The organism is Ruminiclostridium cellobioparum DSM 1351 = ATCC 15832 (assembly GCF_000621505.1).
Classification (GTDB): Bacteria; Bacillota; Clostridia; order Acetivibrionales; family DSM-1351; genus Ruminiclostridium; species Ruminiclostridium cellobioparum.
This window is the reverse complement of record NZ_JHYD01000023.1, coordinates 39,950-56,781: the sequence shown is the minus strand read 5'-3', so window position 1 is coordinate 56,781 and position 16,832 is coordinate 39,950. Positions and strand designations below refer to the sequence as shown.

At 41.7% G+C, this 16,832-nt stretch carries 11 protein-coding genes; 4 read left to right on the top strand and 7 right to left on the bottom strand.

Annotation, left to right across the window (positions count from 1 at the left end; translation table 11 throughout):
- Positions 1-418: 418 nt before the first annotated feature.
- From T344_RS0108955 to pstB, 5 genes are all read right to left on the bottom strand, one after another.
- Positions 419-1,942 (bottom strand): ABC transporter substrate-binding protein, encoded by a 1,524-nt coding sequence (locus tag T344_RS0108955; protein ID WP_027628417.1) that lies wholly within the window; start codon positions 1,940-1,942, stop codon positions 419-421.
- 102 nt (positions 1,943-2,044) lie between these two features.
- Positions 2,045-3,841 carry a two-component system histidine kinase PnpS gene (gene pnpS, locus T344_RS0108950; RefSeq protein ID WP_027628416.1) on the bottom strand — a complete coding sequence of 599 codons (1,797 nt, stop codon included), beginning with the start codon at positions 3,839-3,841 and terminating at the stop codon, positions 2,045-2,047.
- A 33-nt stretch (positions 3,842-3,874) separates the two neighbouring features.
- Positions 3,875-4,594, bottom strand: coding sequence for a response regulator (locus T344_RS0108945; RefSeq protein WP_027628415.1), 720 nt, complete (start codon positions 4,592-4,594; stop codon positions 3,875-3,877).
- 65 nt (positions 4,595-4,659) lie between these two features.
- Positions 4,660-5,325 (bottom strand): phosphate signaling complex protein PhoU, encoded by a 666-nt coding sequence (gene phoU / locus T344_RS0108940; protein ID WP_004622898.1) that lies wholly within the window; start codon positions 5,323-5,325, stop codon positions 4,660-4,662.
- 62 nt (positions 5,326-5,387) lie between these two features.
- On the bottom strand, positions 5,388-6,146 hold the full coding sequence (gene pstB / locus T344_RS0108935) for a phosphate ABC transporter ATP-binding protein PstB (RefSeq protein ID WP_004622906.1): 759 nt from the start codon (positions 6,144-6,146) through the stop codon (positions 5,388-5,390).
- Between the two features lie 327 nt (positions 6,147-6,473).
- Here pstB and pstC point away from each other — a divergent pair, with 327 nt between their 5' ends.
- The 3 genes from pstC (at position 6,474) to T344_RS0108920 (ending at position 9,565) form a co-directional block, all read left to right on the top strand.
- On the top strand, positions 6,474-7,406 hold the full coding sequence (gene pstC / locus T344_RS0108930; protein WP_004622891.1) for a phosphate ABC transporter permease subunit PstC: 933 nt from the start codon (positions 6,474-6,476) through the stop codon (positions 7,404-7,406).
- Positions 7,407-7,446: 40 nt separating this feature from the next.
- Positions 7,447-8,301, top strand: a complete 855-nt coding sequence (pstA, locus tag T344_RS0108925; protein WP_027628414.1) for a phosphate ABC transporter permease PstA — start codon at positions 7,447-7,449, stop codon at positions 8,299-8,301.
- 286 nt (positions 8,302-8,587) lie between these two features.
- Positions 8,588-9,565, top strand: coding sequence for a PstS family phosphate ABC transporter substrate-binding protein (locus T344_RS0108920; protein ID WP_027628413.1), 978 nt, complete (start codon positions 8,588-8,590; stop codon positions 9,563-9,565).
- Between the two features lie 84 nt (positions 9,566-9,649).
- Here the strand turns inward: T344_RS0108920 and T344_RS0108915 are convergent, their stop codons facing one another.
- Complete coding sequence (locus T344_RS0108915) at positions 9,650-10,066, bottom strand: chemotaxis protein CheW (RefSeq protein ID WP_027628412.1); 417 nt, start codon at positions 10,064-10,066, stop codon at positions 9,650-9,652.
- A gap of 109 nt (positions 10,067-10,175) precedes the next feature.
- The gene (argJ, locus tag T344_RS0108910) at positions 10,176-11,378 is read right to left on the bottom strand and encodes a bifunctional glutamate N-acetyltransferase/amino-acid acetyltransferase ArgJ (protein ID WP_034860926.1); all 1,203 of its coding nucleotides are present in this window, start codon (positions 11,376-11,378) and stop codon (positions 10,176-10,178) included.
- Between the two features lie 367 nt (positions 11,379-11,745).
- Here argJ and T344_RS0108905 point away from each other — a divergent pair, with 367 nt between their 5' ends.
- Positions 11,746-16,824, top strand: a complete 5,079-nt coding sequence (locus T344_RS0108905; RefSeq protein ID WP_027628410.1) for an S-layer homology domain-containing protein — start codon at positions 11,746-11,748, stop codon at positions 16,822-16,824.
- Positions 16,825-16,832 lie beyond the last annotated feature (8 nt).

The following is a 16,832-nucleotide window of genomic DNA, read 5'->3' as shown; positions in this document are numbered from 1 at the left end:
ATTTTTCTCGCCTGACAACACTATGTTTTAGATGTTACAGACCACTAGTTGAGGTGAAATATTAATTTAAACTGTTGTGCTAATTGAAATTTTGTTTTGCTTTACAGATAGATTTAATTAGAATCAACTGGTACGCGAGGACAACTTCATGAAATAGGATGCACGATTAAAAACAATTGCGATAAGTTGTCGACGAAGGTAAAGCGGTTTTTCCGGCAAAGCAGCAGGATGTTGCTTTGAGCTTCAAATCGAGACAGGATGTCGAGTTTGAGCGACGGCAAAACCACTTTAAATGAGGCGATACAATTTTCGTAATTGTTTTGGGTGCGTCCTTATTTTATGAAGTTAGTACGGAAGTTACCAGTTGATATATAAAATTACACAGGTAAAGCAAAAGTTAAATTATTATCACAATGAGTTAATTTAACTTGAACACAGCACTTTTCTTTGATTTCCATTCATCAATCTGCTGCTGAAGGGTATTTTTCAGTTCATCAATTCCGGCAGCTTTTAGTTCGTTAATGAACATGGGCAGCACTTTTTCAGGGTCAACTGTGCCGGTCATTAATCCGGGGTAATACTTTGCAGTTACTTTTGATACGGCTGACAGCCGTGTGCTGACGGCGGCACCGGAAACATCGGGAGTGAAGTCCAGAGCTTCCGATTTTATTGCTTCACTGTTAAAATTCTTATATACATCCCATTTGTTCCCGGGATCTCCCTTTAAGGTTTTCAAGATAAACCAGTTCCCCTGTGTATACTGAACTCCGGTGTAACCGCTGTCTTTTTTCACTTCTACCTGGCCCTGGGGAGTCAAAGCATAATGTTCTCCCTCAATACCAAAGTTGATCAAATTCCTTACCTCAGGATCGGTATTCAGGCAGGTGAGAAAGCTAATACATTCCTGGGGGTATTTTGTACGGGAATTTACCACCATTATTCCGCCGCGGGCTGATTCTGTGGTGACAATGGAAGGGGAGACCTGGTGTGCAACCACCTCATATCCGGTGTCTTTTGACCAGGAACTGGTGGAATAAGGGCCTCCGCCTCCTTCACGCCAGAAAACCTTCAGATCCTTTTCCAGTCCCGAAATCAGCTTTACCGCCGCATCTTCGTTAATGTAGCCGGATTTGTAGAACTTCCGCAGCATCGACAGAGTTTTTTTGGCAGTTTCAGTTTCAAAGATATTTACTATTTTCAGGCTTTTGTCGGTGGATTTGACCATTAATGGAATATCCTTGTTTAAAACATATTCATAGCTTTCCAGGGCAAAAAAGTTGTGAGAGTATTGATCCAGTTCTATGACGGTGTAGTCGGGCTCATTTTGCTTGATCAATTTAAAAAGAGGTTCCAGCGATTCAAGAGTTGAATACTTTGAAATATCAATATTATACCTGTCAATAAGCTCTTTTGAATACATCCACCATTCGGGGACGGCTACTTCCTTGTTTGTGGGAACACCGTAAATCTTTTCGTTGATTTTTACACCTTCCCAGAGGAGCGGATCAATTGCAGCATACATTTCCTTACCCGTGGTACTGAGGTATGAATCCAGTGCAAGCCACACACCTTTCACCGCATTTCCCGAGTAATCTCCCTGGTCGCCTTCGGTTGCAAATGCTATGTCAAAATTGGTGCCCGAATTAATTATATTTGAAAGAATATGCCCATAATCACTCCAGTTTATCTTGTTGTAATCTATACGGACATTGATCTTTTTTTCAAGCAGCTCATTTAATGCTTTGTTTACTTTCTCCAAATCTGAATCAGGAGTTCCTATAGTATAATACTTTAGTGTAACAGGTGCGGTTTTGGAATCCTTACCTGAAACAGAAGCATTGGAAGCAGAGGGATTCCTCCTGGGAGCCGTACCGGAACAGGCAGAAAGTGACATGATTAATATCAAGGCCATAAATATACTTAATACCTTGCGGAATTTCATGGAATACCTCCCGGAAACAGCATTTAAAATATAATGTAATACAGTTGAGCCATTTTTATTATACACTAAAAGTCTGCCAAAATCAGCAGGACCCCACGATTTTTATAGCGGCAGCTGTATAATAAATTCAGTACCCTGTCCGGCCTTGCTTATCACCCTGATATCTCCGTTGTACAGGTTTACGATATGCTTCACGATTGATAATCCCAGTCCTGTTCCGCCCATGTTTCTGGAACGGCCTTTATCAACCCTGTAAAATCTTTCAAAAATTCTGGAGTGATGTTTTTCAGATATGCCGATACCGGTATCTCTGATGGAGATCATTGTTTTCCCGCTGGCTTTACTGGCTCTGATGTGGACAGTACCATTCTCAACATTGTACTTTATGGCATTATCAACAAGATTTATCAGCATCTGCTTTATTCTGTTTTTGTTTACCAGCATAATTATATTTTCATCTGCTTCAACTTCAAGTTTTACTCCTTTTTTTTGTGCGGCTGCATCAAGTATTAAAATAACTTCGTCTATAATATTGCCAAGGTTGTTTTCCTTTATGTTGTCATCCTTTCTCATGACTTCAATTTCAGACAACTGTAAAATATCATTTATCAGGGTGTGCAGGCGTTCCGCTTCTATATCTATTATGTCCAGAAATTTTGTTGCGACTGCGGTATCCTCGATAGCACCACTTTTGAGGGTTTCGACAAAGCCCCTTATGGAGGTAAGAGGAGTTTTAAGTTCATGGGTTACATTTGATACGAATTCCGTCCTGATCTGTTCAAGTTTCTTTACCGAGGTAACATCGTGAAGGGTTATTACTCCGCCCGAGTTGACACTTTTTATTATGTCGGTATTTTTTATGGGATTGGTATAGATTTTATAAATATTATCGGTATTTTTCAATGGCGAAAACATCATTATTTCATCGGTTAAAGGGTGGTTGTTTTTTATTGTGTCTATGAGTATGGAATTTACCTTTGCATTACGGGTGATCTGGATCAGATTTTTACCTATAATTCCCGGTCCGTGTTTGACCCCGAAAATATCACATGCAATAGTATTTATCAGCAGTATCTTATATTCTGTATCAACTGCAATTATTCCATCTCGCATGCTGTTTATAACCGTATCAACCCTTACGTTTTTATCCATTATTCCGGAAAGGGTTTCATCCAGTTTATCGGCCATCCCGTTAAATGTGTGGGCTAGTTGTCCGATTTCGTCTTTTGAATTGATATTTACCCGCTTTTTATAGTTTCCGCCTGCAATTTCCTTTGAGGTATTAATTAGCTGGCGGATAGGGTCTGTTATTACTTTTGAAAGCTTGAAGGAAATCAGTATTGTCAGCATTAATCCAACCAGTATGCCAATTATGGTATAAAAGAAGAAGGCCTTATTGATTGAGTTTAGCTGGTAGAGGGGAATTGATACTCTGACAATTATGTCGGACTCTTTTATAGGCAATGCCACGTACAGATATGTAACTTTTAAGGTCTGACTGAAGCGCTCGTCGGTGCCCATTTTACCTTCAATGGCCTCTTTGACTTCTTTTCTGTTCAAATGATTTTGCATTTCATTTAAGTTTGAATCAGATTCTCCAAGTACAGTCCCGTCAAAGTTTATAATAGTTATTCTGGTAAAAAAAGAAAAGCTTTCAATTGCTGACGGCTTTTCATTTAAAAGCTTCGCGTAGCTTTTTGCAAGCTTGTCATAATCTACGCTTTTATTCTGGGAATTTTCCTCATTTATTTGATGTACCAAAAGAACAGCAGTATTTTCTATGCTGTTCTGAACCTCATACTTATAAAAATATCTCGCCAGAGCCGATGTGAATATTCCTGTGATGGTTATTGCGATAATGACCAGAAATATCGTATATTTTACTATCTTTGATTTCATCCGTATCTGCACCTCCAAGAGAGCATATGTATACTATTTGGCATTTGCAGACGATGTTTTGTCGGTAAACCTGTAACCTATACCTCTGATTGTTTCAATAAAAGTAGGATTTTCATCATTATCCTCAATTTTTTGTCTGAGATAACGGATGTGTACGTCTACAGTTCTTGTTTCCCCATAATAATCAAAACCCCAGATTTTGTCAAGCAGGTGCTCTCTGGATAGCACTTTTCCCTTGTTTAAAACCAGCATTTTAAGCAGTTCAAATTCCTTGAGGGGCATTTCAATCAGCCTGTCACCTTTATAAACTTCTCTTCTGGTACAGTCGATAGTTATATCTGCGTGGGTGATAACATCAAGTTTTGGTTCAATTACTGTGTTTATCCTTCTGAACAGTGCTTTGATTCTGGCTAATAATTCTCTTACGCTGAAGGGTTTTGTAATATAGTCATCGGCACCAAGCTCAAGTCCCAGTACTTTGTCAAATTCTTCGCTTTTGGCTGTCAGCATTATTATAGGTATATTTTTGGTAGCAACATTCTGGCGGAGCTGCCTGCAAACTTCCAAACCATCGATACCGGGAAGCATGATGTCAAGAATGAAAAGGGAGGGTATATTCTCCTGAGCATGTGAAATCAAGTCTTCACCGTTATCAAAAACCGTGACCTTGAAGCCGTTGGATTCAAGGTTGTATTTTATAAGCTGCTGTATATGCATTTCATCTTCAACGACAAAAATAGTTTGTTTTGACATATTCTCTCCCATCCTGCTGCTTTGAGCAGCAATTCAAAATAGCAATGAAAAGCCGCTTGCGGTTATTAATCAGTCTTTTTTGCAAGATGACCATGGGATCCGGTTACATTGAATACAACCCATTCGGAGATGTTTGTAGCATGGTCACCAATCCGTTCTAGATATTTTACAATAAACATGAAATCTGTAGCCTGTTCAACCGTCTCGGGATTATTTTTCATTATATTGATAAGTTCAAGTACTATTTTTGAAAAAAGATCGTCTACCTCATCATCGGAATCACATACTTCTCTTGCCAGCACTACATCCTGTTTTATATAAGAATCGATTGATCTGATTACCATTTTCTTTGCCAGTTCAGCCATATGGGGGATATCAACCAGAGGCTTGATATATTTCATGTCGGCCATTCTTATGGTCAATTCGGCAATATCAGCCGCATGGTCAGCTATGCGCTCCATGTCGGTAATAATTTTCAATGCCGTGCTTATAGTTCTTAGATCCTTTGCCAGAGGCTGCTGTCTTGCAATGAGATTAATGCATATTTTTTCAATTCGGCCTTCCAGTTCATCCACTTCGTCGTCACTCTGGTATACTTTTGTGGCAAGTTCTATATCCTGTTTTTTCAGAGCAAGGATGGAGTTCTCGATTGATTCTTCAACCAGACCGGCCATCTTAACCATTAAATTGTGCAAATGCTCAAGTTCTTTATCAAATGAGTGTCTTACCATGTTAACCTCCATGAGCCATAATATGGCTTTGAGCCACATAGCGGCCAAATATTTTTAAAGTATCAGCCAAATCTTCCTGTGATGTAGTCCTCGGTTCTCTTGTCCTTCGGATTGCTGAACAACTGGTTGGTATTACCGAACTCAACAATTTCACCATGAAGGAAAAAAGCAGTTAAATCTGAGATTCTGGCTGCCTGCTGCATATTATGCGTAACTATTATTATAGTATAATTCCGCTTTAATTCTTCAATCAAATCTTCTATTTTAAGGGTTGAAATAGGGTCAAGCGCCGAAGTGGGTTCATCCATCAAGACAACTTCAGGTTCGACTGCAAGTACTCTGGCAATACATAACCTCTGCTGCTGTCCTCCGGACAGTCCCAGTGCGTTTTGCTTCAGCCTGTCTTTGACTTCATCCCATAGTGCACTGTTTCTTAAACTTTTTTCAACAATATCATCCAGCTTTGATTTGGATTTTATACCATGGATCCGAGGCCCATAGGCAATGTTATCGTAAATAGACATGGGGAATGGATTAGGCTTCTGGAATACCATTCCAACATTCTTTCTCAACTCAACTATATCATACTCCCTGTAAACATTCAAACCGTCGAAATACACGTCTCCGGTGATTCTGACATTTGAAATGAGGTCGTTCATTCTGTTAAGAGTTTTTAGAAAAGTTGACTTTCCACAGCCGGAGGGTCCGATGAAAGCAGTTACCTGATTACTGGGAATATCAATCGAAACATCTTTTAAGGCCTGAAGATCACCGTAAAACAGATTTAAATTTTTGGTTGTTATTCTATAATCATTTGTCATAATTGTAATCCTCTATCTTAATTTATTATTGGATATTTTAATAATAACAACACTTTTTTAATGCAGGTTTAAATCTATGTTAACTTGATGTTAATAATAATTTACGTCAATAAATTACTTAATCAGGATTTAATTCATATTATCTGCACAAATCGGCAATTTACTCCTGTCTTATTTTCTTAACCGGAACAATAATTTAATCATGTTTGGATAAAAATAATTTTAATATCATCTCACTTAACATTTTATTAACATTGGCTTAACAGCAGTTTACTTTTTGCTTTCTTCTATTAATGCTATTATGATGTTGTGAAGGAGGGCTCAAAAATGACTCAGAGCGTGGATGCGGCACAAAACAGAAAAATTGCCAATACAAGAATTAAGAGAATGAAGCTTTCAAATACCATAGCAAAAAATATTCTTTTCTTATTTGCTGTTATAACTATTTTAACTACACTGGGAATCATAATATCATTGCTTAGAGATTCAGTAGGATTCTTTACCGAGATATCCATAAAAGACTTCTTATTTGGAAGGGTATGGACACCTCTTTTCAGCGAGCCTCACTTCGGTGTTCTTCCGCTTGTATGCGGAACGCTTCTGATTACATTAATATCAGCTGTTATATCAATACCTGTAGGACTTTTTACAGCAATATACCTCAGTGAATATGCAAACAAAAAGGTGAGAAAGGTTATAAAGCCTATCCTGGAAGTACTTGCCGGTATACCTTCAATAGTTTTCGGTTATTTTGCATTAACGGCAATAACTCCCTTTTTAAAAGGAATAATTCCTCAAACAGAGATTTTTAATGCGTTAAGTGCAAGTATTGCGGTTGGAGTTATGACAATACCATTGGTATCTTCGCTCAGTGAAGACGCCTTGAGAGCAGTGCCGGACAGTTTGAGGCAGGGGGCGCTGGCACTGGGTTCCACAAAGATGGAGACCTCACTGAAAGTAGTCGTGCCTGCTGCAATTTCAGGAATTTCCGCTTCCTTTGTTCTGGCAGTGTCCAGAGCCATAGGAGAAACAATGATCGTAACCATTGCAGCCGGTGCCAGACCCAACCTGACCTTTAATCCGCTGCAGAGCGTACAGACCATGACTTCGTTCATAGTACAGGCAAGCCAGGGAGATAATCCCCACGGTACTGTAGGATATTATTCGCTTTTTGCGGTAGGTTTGCTGTTGTTCCTGATAACCCTTGGACTTAATATCCTCTCCCATTACATGGTTGATAAATATAGGAAGGAATATTAAAACAGGGTTAAAATAATTGAGTTAGATCTGGAGGCGTCACATGAATTATGTTAAATATAGAAAACTGAAAAACTCCATCTTTCATGGTGTAATATTTTGCATTACTTTGATCGGGATTGTTATTCTGGCAATACTTTTAATTGACATTATCAAGAGAGGAGTACCTTTTCTGACCAGAACCTTTTTTACAAACTTCCCTTCAAGATTTCCAAACAAGGCGGGAATCCTTCCGGGTATTGTGGGGAGTATAAATATCATACTGCTGACAATAGCTTTTGCTGTTCCGGTTGGTTTGGGTACAGCCATATATCTTGAAGAATATGCAAAAAACAACAGGATGACAAAATTTATTAAAATAAACATTTCAAACCTTTCGGGAACTCCGTCAATTGTCTATGGTTTGCTTGGCCTGGCAGTGTTTGTGAGAACTTTGGGTCTTGGCAAGAGTATATTGTCGGGTGCGCTTACCATGTCACTTGTTGTACTTCCCATAGTCATTGTGTCCTCTCAGGAGGCAATTAAGGCTGTACCTCAATATTTACGGCATGGTTCCTATGCTCTTGGAGCTACAAAGTGGCAGACCATAAGAAAGATAGTCATACCTTCGGCACTGCCCGGTATATTTACAGGTGTCATACTGTCGGTTTCAAGAGCCCTGGGTGAAAGTGCTCCCTTATTGATGGTTGGAGCAGCAACTTATGTTTCAAAGCTTCCTGATAACGTTTTTTCGGTTTTCACGGCTCTGCCGCTCCAGATATACTATTGGATGGGGCTTCCTAAAGAGGATTTCAAGGATCTGGCGGCAGCAGGAATAATCGTACTTTTGGCAATATTACTTACAACTAACGCAATAACAATTGTATTAAGAAACAAATATCAGAGATCAATTGAATAAAATAACTGACAAGGAAGTTAACAAATAAGTTAAACCTGCTGAAAACTGAAGAAACTTATTGGAAAGGTACTGCAAACTGCCGGATGTAGCAGCTGCAGTACCTTTTTTTGTGTCCCTATTGTTAAGCTTTCTTAATGTGTAATTAACAATAGTTAACCAAAACAAAATACTCTCTTTAAAAAACGCTAATATAATGAAATTGTAGTAAATAGAAAGCAGTTTAAAAAATAATAAAAATCTGCTTACTTAGGAACAATAAAAAATGATTACCAGTGGAGGTTTCAAAATGAGAAATTCCGTATTAATGAAAAGAATAACAGCTTTAGCATTAGGTTTGGCATTGACGGCAACTGTTGCAGGATGTGGAAGCGGCACAAATGACGCAGAGAGCTCTGCAAGCAATGCTGACAATACTTCGGCAGCAAGTACAGCTGAAAAACTCGGCGGACAGATAGTAATTGACGGTTCCAGTACGGTTTATCCAATAACAATGGCGGTTGCGGAAGAATTTAAAAATGAACAGCCAGGTGTTGAGGTTTCAGTGGCAATGTCAGGAACCGGCGGAGGCATGAAGAAGTTCGTTGCAGGTGAAATAGATATATGCGATGCTTCAAGACCCATAAAGCAGGAAGAGATAGATCAGGCAAAAGCGAAAGGTATAGATTATGTTGAATTGGAAGTAGCTTATGACGGCATATCGGTAGTGGTCAACAAGGATAATAACTGGGTGGACTCAATTACTACCGCAGAACTTAACAAAATCTGGGCAAAAGACAGCCAGGTTAAGACCTGGAAGGATGTAAATCCCGCATGGCCTGCAGAACCGCTTAAGCTATATGGCCCTGGAACAGATTCCGGTACATTTGAATTCTTTACCGAACAAATTAATAAAAAAGCCAAGGAATCAAGAACAGATTACACTCCGAGCGAAGACGACAACGTACTTGTACAGGGTATTGCCGGAGATAAGGATGCAATGGGTTATTTCGGATTTGCATACTATGAAGAAAACCAGGATAAATTAAAGGTATTAAAAATTGACGACGGAAAAGGACCGATAGAACCAACAGCAGTATCAATCAAGGACAAGAGCTACAGTCCGCTTTCAAGACCCCTATTCATATATATAAACAAGGCAAAGATGGATCAGCCGCAGGTAAGGGCATTCGTAGAATATTACATTGATAATGCTGCTACATTATCAGAAGAAGTCGGATATGTTCCTCTTGATAGCTATGATGCCATAAAGGAAAAAATAAAATAACAAATTCCTTACCTGATCTGCTTTTTGCACAACAAAAAACGCCTCGTTTCCTAAGGGAAACGTTGCGTTTTTTAATATGATCAATTATTTTTCTAAAAGCTTATCCAGGTCAAGTATAAGTACTATCTTACCTTCTCTCTCAACAACTCCGCTGAAGAATTTGCCCGAGAGACCGGAAATAAGTTCGGGAGCAGGTTTTATATCCGAGTCCTCGGCGCTGAATATTTCACTTACTTCATCAACAAGCAGGCCGACCATTGACTGGTGATTTAAAATAATGATACGGGTATTTTCGTCAAAATCAATGGGCTGATATCCGAATTTTTTTCTGAGATTGAAGACTGTATGAACTTTACCTCTGAGGTTAATCAAACCTTCAATATAAACAGGTGTATCAGGTACTTTATAAATATCGCTAACCTTTTCGATGATATTTACATGGTTGATACTAATAGCAAGTATTTCGTTATTAACCTTAAACAAAACCAATTGTGTTGACATCAGCAAATACCCCCTCAGTAAAAAACTACTATTTAAAATACATTATATCAGTATTACAAAATTTCGGCAATTATTTTTGCTGTATTTTGTAGTATAATAAACTTTACTGTTAACTTCTGTAACTTCCGTTGATTTTAACGTAGTCATATGAGAAATCACAGGTCCACATTCTGTCCGAAACCTTGCCTTTTTTCAGATTGATTTTAATAGTAATTTCCCTTTGCTTCAGAACCTGCTTTGCGGCTGCTTCGTCAAAATCCACGGCTGTACCGTTTCTGCATACCAAAATATTACCGATTTGAATGTCAGTGAGATTCGGGTCGAAAGAGGCACCTGAATAGCCTGCTGCAGTTATTATTCTGCCCCAGTTTGCATCTTCACCGAAAATCGCTGTCTTGACCAACGGAGATTTTGCAACTGCACTAACAGCTTTGTAGGCATCAGCTTCATCGGCAGCTCCGTCAACTATTATCTCAACCAGCTTGGTCGCGCCTTCACCGTCTTTGGCCATCAGCCTTGCAAGGTAGGTGCAGACGAACATGAGAGCATCTACAAATTTTGAATATTCATAATCGTCCTTGACAATTGCATCATTATCTGCAAACCCGTTGGCAAGAACGAAAACAGAATCGCAGACACTTGTATCACCATCGACCGAAACCCTGTTGAAGGTTGACTTTACACAGGTCTTTAAGGCCTTGTCCAGCAGGCTTCTGGATATATTGGCATCGGTGGTGATAATACCGATCATGGTTGCCATATTTGGGTGAATCATTCCGGAGCCTTTGGCCATTCCGCCGATACGAACGGTTTCACCCTGTATTTCAATTTCGACGGCCACTTCTTTTTTTAACAGGTCTGTCGTCATAATTGCTTCCTGAGCATCGGTATTGCCGTCCTTGCTGAGGACGTTAACCGCCGATCTGATACCTGATCTGACCGAAGGCATGTTCAATTTTGAACCTATGACTCCTGTTGAATTTACCAGGATATCCTCCGGTTCGCAGTGCAATAACTCGGCAGTCAGGGCAGTAATTTCCTTTGCATCCTTGTATCCGGTCTCACCGACACAGGCATTTGCATTGCCGCTGTTAATAACAATAGCTCTGGCGATGCCATTCTTTATATGCTCCATTGATACCTGAAGGGAATGACCCTTTACAACATTTGTGGTAAATACTCCCGAAGCCACTGCATTGTCTTCCGAACAGACAATAGCCAGATCCTTGCTGTTGTTCTTTTTGATTCCACAAGCCACGCCGGCAGCTGTATAACCTTTTGGAGCTGTAACTCCGCCTTCTATCACATTCATTTTTATCTCCATTTCCGACATGGGATAAATCAAATATCCCATATAAAACCAGAACTCTCAGTGTGTATAAGAAACTTGGGAAGTCTCTCAGGGATATTATAAATTTATTCCCTTGCCATAAATTTAGTTAACTGATTAATTACGTATCTAATCCATATTAGACAAATTTAACCATAAATAAAAAGCTGTTATTTGTAAGTTATTATACATAAATATGACAAATGAATCAATTAAAATTAGCATGTTCATATTCGCATGCATATATTCAGGCAAAATATTAAAATAAAATAGATTGACATAATTTTCAAAACTATGCTAATATTACAGTTAGCATATGCTAACTGTATGGAAAGGGGAGAAACATATTTTGAAGTTTACTAATTTAAAAAAGCAATTAAGGAGGCTTTCCGGATTTGTAACAGCATTGGCTGTTGCGGCCTCGGCCCTTGCACCGGTATATTCGCAGGAGGTTGATACAGGTACGGGAAGCGTTTTAGCTTTACAGGACAGCAGTAATGAGGTTAAGAGGGCTGCTGAACTGCAATTTGATATGGATACCGAGGGTGGGGATGAGAATCTGCGGCCTGCTGCAACAACCTCCGGAGCAATTTTCATAGGGGAATCCTATGATTCGGAGTCAGGTCCGGTACAGGTCCGCAGCATAGGACTGTCGGGAGAATATGCCGACGGCACATATCAGGGAACCGGCAGCGGCTATAAAAGTGAGGTTACCGTAGAGGTTACAATAGCTGATAATGTTATTACAAAAATAGAGGTGGTTTCGCAAGATGAGACCCCATCCAGGTGGGAACAGGCTCTGGCTGTTATAGCCGGCATTATAGGAGCAAATTCCACAGATGTTGATTGCATCAGCGGAGCAACCGGAAGCAGTGAAGGGATCAAGGCGGCTGTGAATGATGCTTTGTCAAAGGCTTTGATAACCGATACCCGGATTTTTGCCGGCGGAACCGGATCACAAAGCGATCCATTCCGCATAGAGAATGCTGAACAGCTTAAAAGATTTGCCGGAAAGGTAAATGAAGGATTTGATTATCAAGGCAAGTACATAAGGCTTACCGCCGATATCTCTCTCAAGGGCCAGGAATGGACGCCTATCGGAATTGCTGAGAATACGGCTTTTTCAGGGGATTTCAGCGGAGCGGGCAATAATGTGGAGGGTCTTGCAATAAGCAGCGGAACCGGACAGTACCTGGGTCTTTTTGGGTATCTGGGTACCGGGGCCAGAATTTCCGAAGTTGAGCTCACAGAGGTCGGTATTTCAGTTGCTGCCGGTGATGCAATCTATGCCGGTGCCATTGCAGGCCGAACGGCAAATGGTGTGGTAATCGACAATTGCAGGATTGACGGGACGGTTTCGGCTTATACAGGCGGAGCGTCTAAAATGAGCTGGGCCGGTGGAGTTGTTGGCTCTCTTGGAATGGAGTGCACTGTTGCAAACTGCCATACCGATGTTGATGTCAGTGCTGAAGCTGCAGGTGCTGCGGCTTATGCAGGCGGTATTGCCGGTGTCTCCGGAAACAAATGTGTGATTATGAATGCGGGGACAGCAGGAAATGTATCTGCGCGTACACTAAGCACATCACTCAGCGTTGCAGGCGGGATTTTGGGATCCCATGGAGGCTCGGCTTATAATGTTCACAGCCGCGGGCTGGTCAGCTCTGAAAGTGCTGATCCTGCAAAGTGCCTGGCCGGCGGAATCAGCGGGATGGTCACACCCAATACGGCAATAATAAATGCTTATTACAGTGATCAAAATTCCAGGGCGTTTATGACGGCAACTTCAACTATTACCGGTTACATTGAAAATAATGTTGCTGCGGTTGGCAGTGGAGATATGAGTACGGCAGACTTTGCCGAAGAGCTGAACAACGGGCTGAAAAGGGCGTCAATAGCAAATGCGGCAGCTGCCATTGAGGGGGCAAACAAGCCCAATATGGGGAACCTGACTGGTGCAGTCAGCACGGTAGGAGGCCTTTATGCATGGGAGCCCGGCAGCGGAGGTGCTGTACTTTCAGGCAGGACTTTTGTTGATGATACCATTGATACCGGTATCTTTGAAAGCGGAAACGGAACAGAGGAAAGTCCGTATATAATAAAAACCGAGGAACAGTTTAGAGAATTTGCAAAATCACTCTCGGATGACATAACCTATTCGGGAATATATATTGCACTGGACGGGGATATAGATGTATCAAGCGAACAATGGATATGTATTGGCCTTGGTCATTATGACTTTCAGGGTATATTTGACGGAAAGGGTCATACGGTCAGAGGAATGTTCATAGGAGCCAAGGGCAGTCCGTATGAAGAAGCAAAAACGGACAGCGGCGACACAAATAAAATGACAACCTTTTATGGACTGTTTGGTGTAATAGGTGAAAATGGTGTTGTGAGAAACCTTGGTATTGAAGCAGCAACAGTTGCTGTAAAAGGTGGCGGAAGTTCATACGCAGGGCTGCTTGCAGGTCTTGCAGACAAGGGCTATATTGACAGCTGTCATGCAGAGGGCTATGTATATGGTGAAACTACCAACCAGAAAGCCAATACATGGGCAGGCGGGCTCATAGGACAGACTGTAAGAGGCGGTGTCATAAACTCCTGGACAAATGCCGGGGTTTATTGTGCAGCCGTAGGCGGTCTTTCCGAGGCAGGAGCCTTTATAGGTATGACAAACAGAAGCGTGGTTGCAAATTGCTTTGCACTTGGTGATACGGGCGGAAAGGCAAGCAGGGATAACGGAAACGAAGGAATGCCGGCGGTGTCTTCATTTATCGGTGTCAATGGGGGCAAAATGGCAAACTGTTACGCTGCCGGAAATATGAAGGCCGATTCCTTTTCACAATATGTAGGCTCGATAGCGGGTTGGTCCACGGGAATAGCCCGGCAGTTTATATCATACTATAATTCGGAAGCTGTGCAGAACAGCAACGGTACAATAAGCAATCCGGTCATAGATGTGGGTTTTATGGTCAGTGCAGGCGTAAATGACGAGGGTGGGCCCTATGACGGCACATACCATGTGGGCATCCAGGCCAAAAGTCAGGCAGAACTTAAAAGTATGACTTTTGCCGAACTTTTAAATTCAAACCACAACGCTTTCCCTTTGGATATTGTGAAGGGTGAGAGCTCAAACACGGGGGAACAGAATGCCATGGGGTTGCCGGGCTTTATGAGACTCAGAGCCTGGGAGCTGGCTGACGGCCTTGTCATGCCTGTTGGCCCGCAGGTAAGTATAACCTATAAGGATATGACTCCGGAATTTGAGCCTGAAAAGCCTTATATTGCAGATGGAACCTATTACGGCAGGGCGGCGGGACCCAGTGGAAAATATATCTATGTGGTTATAACCGTAAAAAATAATTATATAACGTCCATCAACATTAAAGATCACAGCGAGGGAGCTGCACTTGAAAATGCTGCTTCGGAAGTGATTAAGGCTGTCCTTTCAAGTCAAAACTACGCAAAAGCAAACGAGGACAGTGAAATTGTAAAGGCATTAAAGAGTGCTATAGCCGCCGCGGCGCAGAAAGCGGCAAATCATGACCTGACAGGCTATGGAAAGGTTGATCCTTCCATATTTGCATGGGGAGACGGGACAAAGAACAATCCTTTTGTGATTAATACTGCAAATCAGCTCAAAGCGTTTGCGGAATCGGTAAATGCCGATGAGCATTACGAAGGCAGCTTTATTAAGCTTGGAAGTGATATCTCACTGGCGGGAATCAACTGGCTGCCGGTTGGGGGCCCAGGAGCTTACGGGTTCAGGGGAACCCTTGACGGAAATAATAAAGTCGTCGGCAACATGACCATAGGTTCTGAAGCAGAACCGGAGACATATTGCAAATCGGTGGGGCTTTTTGCCAATCTCGAAGGGGCAAAAATCAAAAATTTAGGAATTGAGAATGCGTCTGTTTATCAGAAGTATTTGGGAGATTCCATAGCATATGCCGGGCTCCTGGCTGGATATGTCATAGAAAACGCAGGAGACAACGGGTATATTGATTTTTGCTATGCCACGGGAAGGATAAACAGCTACTCGGCCAAGCAAAATGACAGCGGAGGATTGATTGGGGCTATCAACCGCGGCACAATAGCAAACTGCTACACCGATGTGGCAATAATCGGACAGAGCAGGGACGGTTATTGCTATGCCGGGGGACTTGCAGGCCTTCCAAACAGGGCGGCTGTTGTCAATAACTACGCTCTTGGCAGTATAAAAGGCACTGGAAACGGAGCACGAATAGAGATTGGCGGAATCGCAGGATTGAATGCCGCAGTATCCGTAAATAATTATGCAAATGTAAACCTTACATCAGAAAATACAACGGTTGATATCGGAGGCTTTTCAGGCAGGGTTTCAGGTATAGGCTATGTTGAGAATGCATATTATAGCACGGATTCCCGCCAGATAAGCGGAGCCACCGCTGTTTCTCCTGCAAAAGGTGTTGGAACTGTTGTACCCGGGACCAATTATGGAAAAGGAACGGTTATAGCTCTTGAGGGCAGGACTTTGTCAGAGATTAAGAGCACTGCCTTTGCAAACCTGCTTAACGCCAATAAAAGCGACAGCAGCCTCATAGGCAGGGCCAACGCTGTTTTAGCTGAGCTTGGCACAAAAATTGCAACTGAAGTAATCTTGCGTGATTGGGCGTATTCTTCAGAGCAGGGTCTTATATTCAAGGACAGGTTGATAAAAGCTCCGTCAGGGGGAGATTCACCCTCAACCGGAGGTCCTTCATCCGGCGGTGGTTCATCCTCATCCGGAAGCAGTTCTTCACCGTCTTCGAGTCAAAATAATGCTGATGAAAAGGAAAAGTCCTCCGAAGTCAAAAAAGAAACGGAAAAAGCTCCGGATATTTCATATGGCGAAACAGCAGCCAAATTATTTTCCGATGTCAGTAATCACTGGGCTGCCAATTACATTGGAAAGGCTGTTGAGAAAAAGCTTTTTGCAGGTGTGGGACAGCACGAATTTGCTCCAGATAATACCATGACAAGAGCGATGTTTGTTACTGTACTCGGAAAGCTGGCCGGTGCTGAGGGAATAGAGACAGATGTTTTTAAGGATGTCAGGAGTGATACCTGGTATTCCGGCTACGTGGGCTGGGCCAGCAAAGCGGGTATAGTAAACGGAATCAGCTCTGATGAATTCGGCACGGGCAGTCCTGTTACGAGAGAGCAGATGGCTGTGATGCTGTACAATCTTGCCAGGGTAAAGGGCCTGGAGGTGACTGGAGAGGGAAAAACAAACTTTGTTGACCATGCTTCCATAAGTAATTGGGCGAGGACAGCCGTCTCTGCTATGGCTGGAGAAGGTATTATAGGCGGCAGAGAGGATGGCAGCTTTGATCCAGGGGGAATAGCCACAAGAGCGGAAGCGGCCGTAATGATTGTAAAATTCATGGAGAGATACGATTTATATTAGTGAATTCT

Excerpts from the sequence above, each read along its gene's own strand:
- T344_RS0108955 (WP_027628417.1), bottom strand. The coding sequence starts at position 1,942 with ATGAAATTCCGCAAGGTATTAAGTATATTTATGGCCTTGATATTAATC.
- pnpS (WP_027628416.1), bottom strand. The coding sequence starts at position 3,841 with ATGAAATCAAAGATAGTAAAATATACGATATTTCTGGTCATTATCGCA.
- T344_RS0108945 (WP_027628415.1), bottom strand. The coding sequence starts at position 4,594 with ATGTCAAAACAAACTATTTTTGTCGTTGAAGATGAAATGCATATACAG.
- phoU (WP_004622898.1), bottom strand. The coding sequence starts at position 5,325 with ATGGTAAGACACTCATTTGATAAAGAACTTGAGCATTTGCACAATTTA.
- pstB (WP_004622906.1), bottom strand. The coding sequence starts at position 6,146 with ATGACAAATGATTATAGAATAACAACCAAAAATTTAAATCTGTTTTAC.
- pstC (WP_004622891.1), top strand. The coding sequence starts at position 6,474 with ATGACTCAGAGCGTGGATGCGGCACAAAACAGAAAAATTGCCAATACA.
- pstA (WP_027628414.1), top strand. The coding sequence starts at position 7,447 with ATGAATTATGTTAAATATAGAAAACTGAAAAACTCCATCTTTCATGGT.
- T344_RS0108920 (WP_027628413.1), top strand. The coding sequence starts at position 8,588 with ATGAGAAATTCCGTATTAATGAAAAGAATAACAGCTTTAGCATTAGGT.
- T344_RS0108915 (WP_027628412.1), bottom strand. The coding sequence starts at position 10,066 with ATGTCAACACAATTGGTTTTGTTTAAGGTTAATAACGAAATACTTGCT.
- argJ (WP_034860926.1), bottom strand. The coding sequence starts at position 11,378 with ATGAATGTGATAGAAGGCGGAGTTACAGCTCCAAAAGGTTATACAGCT.